The organism is Komagataeibacter nataicola (assembly GCF_003207795.1).
Classification (GTDB): domain Bacteria; phylum Pseudomonadota; class Alphaproteobacteria; order Acetobacterales; family Acetobacteraceae; genus Komagataeibacter; species Komagataeibacter nataicola.
This window is the reverse complement of the sequence record NZ_NIRT01000101.1, coordinates 1-3,053: the sequence shown is the minus strand read 5'-3', so window position 1 is coordinate 3,053 and position 3,053 is coordinate 1. Positions and strand designations below refer to the sequence as shown.

At 56.3% G+C, this 3,053-nt stretch carries 4 protein-coding genes; 3 read left to right on the top strand and 1 reads right to left on the bottom strand.

Annotation, left to right across the window (positions count from 1 at the left end):
• Positions 1-467 precede the first annotated feature (467 nt).
• The 3 genes from CDI09_RS17470 (at position 468) to CDI09_RS17455 (ending at position 2,238) form a co-directional block, all read left to right on the top strand.
• Positions 468-986 (top strand): rhodanese family protein, encoded by a 519-nt coding sequence (locus CDI09_RS17470; protein ID WP_018308608.1) that lies wholly within the window; start codon positions 468-470, stop codon positions 984-986.
• A 720-nt stretch (positions 987-1,706) separates the two neighbouring features.
• Positions 1,707-1,970 (top strand): type II toxin-antitoxin system RelB/DinJ family antitoxin, encoded by a 264-nt coding sequence (locus CDI09_RS17460; RefSeq protein ID WP_018308607.1) that lies wholly within the window; start codon positions 1,707-1,709, stop codon positions 1,968-1,970.
• Positions 1,957-2,238: a type II toxin-antitoxin system YafQ family toxin gene (locus CDI09_RS17455; protein ID WP_014106742.1), complete on the top strand. Its 282-nt coding sequence runs from the start codon at positions 1,957-1,959 to the stop codon at positions 2,236-2,238. Before CDI09_RS17460 ends, CDI09_RS17455 begins: the two co-directional genes overlap by 14 nt.
• 96 nt (positions 2,239-2,334) lie before the next feature.
• Here CDI09_RS17455 and CDI09_RS17450 read toward each other — a convergent pair whose 3' ends face one another.
• Positions 2,335-2,880 (bottom strand): replication/maintenance protein RepL, encoded by a 546-nt coding sequence (locus tag CDI09_RS17450; RefSeq protein WP_020958252.1) that lies wholly within the window; start codon positions 2,878-2,880, stop codon positions 2,335-2,337.
• Positions 2,881-3,053: the final 173 nt, after the last annotated feature.

Genomic DNA, 3,053 nt, shown 5'->3' with positions numbered 1-3,053 from the left:
TGTAGATGAATTCAATCCAAATTTGGACAAATTCCATCCAAACCTAGCCCATAGCTGGTGGGCTAGGGGTAGCCCATAGCTGGTGGGCTACCCCCCCCCATCACATCATTGATAAATAACAATTTTTTTTGTGATCTCTCTCTATGATCTTTGGGCCGTCCCCGAAGCCCACGGGAGCGGCGCAGCGAACGCCTTGCGTGAGCGGCAGCGGAGCCGCGCCGGTGGACCCTCGGGGGCGGATCAGAGGCTCAAAAAAGGGCGATTAATTCCGCTTTCGTATCGTTGTGCGACGCTTCAGCGACCGGGTGTGTCGATCAACCCTGACATGCTCACCGGCCTGAAGGCCGATGGTTCCGGTATGGGCATGCATTAAGCTGCCCTCCTGGTGCTTCCTGCTTCATTGGGCCGCCTGCACAGCAACGCTGCTGCCCTCCCCCTCTGCTATCTCTATTGCAAGGATTAATACTATGACGCTTGCGTCTATTTCTCCCGCCGATACTCGCGCAGCGATCACTGCGGGCGCAATCCTAGTCGACATCCGCAGTGCAGATGAATATGCGCGTGAGCATATTCCCGGCGCAATAAACGTGCCGCTCGATCGGATCGGTGATCTGCCACATAACGGTCGTCAAATCATATTCCACTGCAAGTCCGGGATGCGCACTACTGCCAATACCTTACAGCTCGAATCAGCAGCTGACGGAGTACCGGCCTGTATTCTCAAAGGAGGTATCGATGCGTGGCGGCAGGCAAGACTACCCACCGTCGTCGATCGCTCACAACCGCTGGAAATCATGCGACAGGTGCAGATCACAGCCGGTACGATAGTGCTAACCGGCGTGCTGCTTGGTTTAATTGTTTCGCCCGTATTCTTCGGAATATCGGCGTTTGTCGGTGTAGGACTAATGTTCGCTGGCGTAACAGGATGGTGCGGCATGGCCAATCTTCTGCGCGTCATGCCTTGGAACCGGCGTTCAAAAGGCTGATGGTTACTATTCTGCTCACCCGTTTTTGGACTGTCTCGATATCTGGAACGACGTCTAAATTATAGGGGAAGGGTCACACTGCTCCGGCGCCTTCGGCGGGCTACGCCGCTCCCGCTCCGCGCTCGCCCGGAGCCTGCAAGGCCAGCGAAACCGGGGAAGGGCAAAATGGCTCAGGAAGCGACGAACGGGGCGATTCCGGTTGCACTTGGTGCGAGGCCAGCGGCAAGCTGGCTATGGGCGTAGTCACCTGTGGCGAGGGGAAGGGCCGGGTTGTGGTAAGTCCGGCCCTTCCTGCGTCTGTAGCTAGGAACTCCCAGTTAGAGACCGCAGGATGGCCATACAGGGCACTCAGACGAGTTTCCGATACCCAATACCGGACAAGATCCGGAAGCCATCATACGGCCTTCTGACGGCCTTATAGCGGGTGATCGCAAGAGGCGATCACCTGTTCTCCTGTCGCGATCAGGTGGGGCATGGTGCCGTCCCATGTGGGGGTTTCTCGCGGCCTGGCCGGAAAGGGCGGCACTCTGGCGGCAATTTTCGCAGTGCCACCATGCCGCGCCCTAACCCCATGTGCAGACATCGGAATCCTGAAAACCAAGGTCACAGAGTGCCGGTTTCTTTAATCTTGCCCTCACTTTTCCGCCTTCTCCCACCCCGGAACATAGACAAAATCGACGATTTGTATTACACTGAAATACAGTGTTGGGAGGGTATGTCATGGCTGTCAGTCGCATGGTCCAGGCCCGAGTGCCGGGCGAGATTCAGGAAGCCGCGAACCAGGTCATTCACGCGGCCGGGCTGACGGTGAGTGATGTGGTTCGCGTGCTGATGACGCGGATTGCCCAGGACAAGGTGATTCCGGCCGCGCTGTTTCAGCCTAATGCGGAGACGTTGGCGGCGTTTGCCGAGGTCGAGCGTGGGGATCTGACGCGCTTCAGGTCTGTTGATGCGTTGTTCGAAGATCTCCATGCGGACGATTGAGCGCACGACGGCCTTCAAGCGTGATTTCAAACGGGTGGCGAAGGGGCCGCATCGGGCTGCCTTGGACACCGATCTGCGGCGAATTATCGAGCTTCTGGTGGTCGATGCGGCATTGGAAATCCGGCATCGCGACCATGCCCTGACAGGCAACTGGAAGGACTATCGGGACTGCCATGTGAAGCCCGATCTGGTGCTGATCTATCGCCTCATTGAGGCCGATCGCCTGGTTCTGGTGCGACTGGGCTCCCATTCGGAACTCGACCTCTAGCCTTCAAGGGAAGAACAGGCGGCTCAATCCCGGCGCATCAAGGAGTGCGCGCTTATACGTTGCCCTTCGGACAACGTGCGCGTGGTGTCGGGCGATCTATTTTTCGGTGGCCGGCAAGTCTGGTTCCATGCCGTCGAAAGAAGGCTGAGATGGTGGTGGTAAGCCGGGGCCGGTAGGTAGCTGCTTCTCTCCCGGATACAGGTCTGGAATGGCCTGTAGAGGCGGCTGTGCGCCAATTTCGGTCTTATCGGGTTGTTCATCGTCTGAGAGCAGCACAGCGGCAGAAAACAGGCTGTAGCGGATGCCATCGCGATTTCCGGACCAAGCTACCCGGTCATTAACGATGTAAGCACAGGCCGTGCCTGTGGGACCGATCTGTCGAACTTCGATCCAGTTGCCCTCTCGTAAAACGGACAAAGCCCTTTTGAGAGTATTCAAGCCGCAACCAGCCATTTTGGCCAATGTAGCTTGGGATGCGACGAGAGCATTATTGCGGCCCATTTGGGAGGTCATAAGCATCATAACAGCTGCTGCTCTAGGATTTGATACAGCTAATTTTGACCATCGTTCCATAGCCGCTCGTTCGACCTGAACCCAAGTTCCGTTGGGTGCTGTGGTTAATCCAACGTGTTTTGGCTTCATGGCCTACCCCTAGATCAAATCAGACGATTTTTCATCCAAATTTGGATGAAATTCATCCATTTCATAGCGAAAAATGTAGATGAATTCAATCCAAATTTGGACAAATTCCATCCAAACCTAGCCCATAGCTGGTGGGCTAGGGGTAGCCCATAGCTGGTGGGCTACCCCCCCCC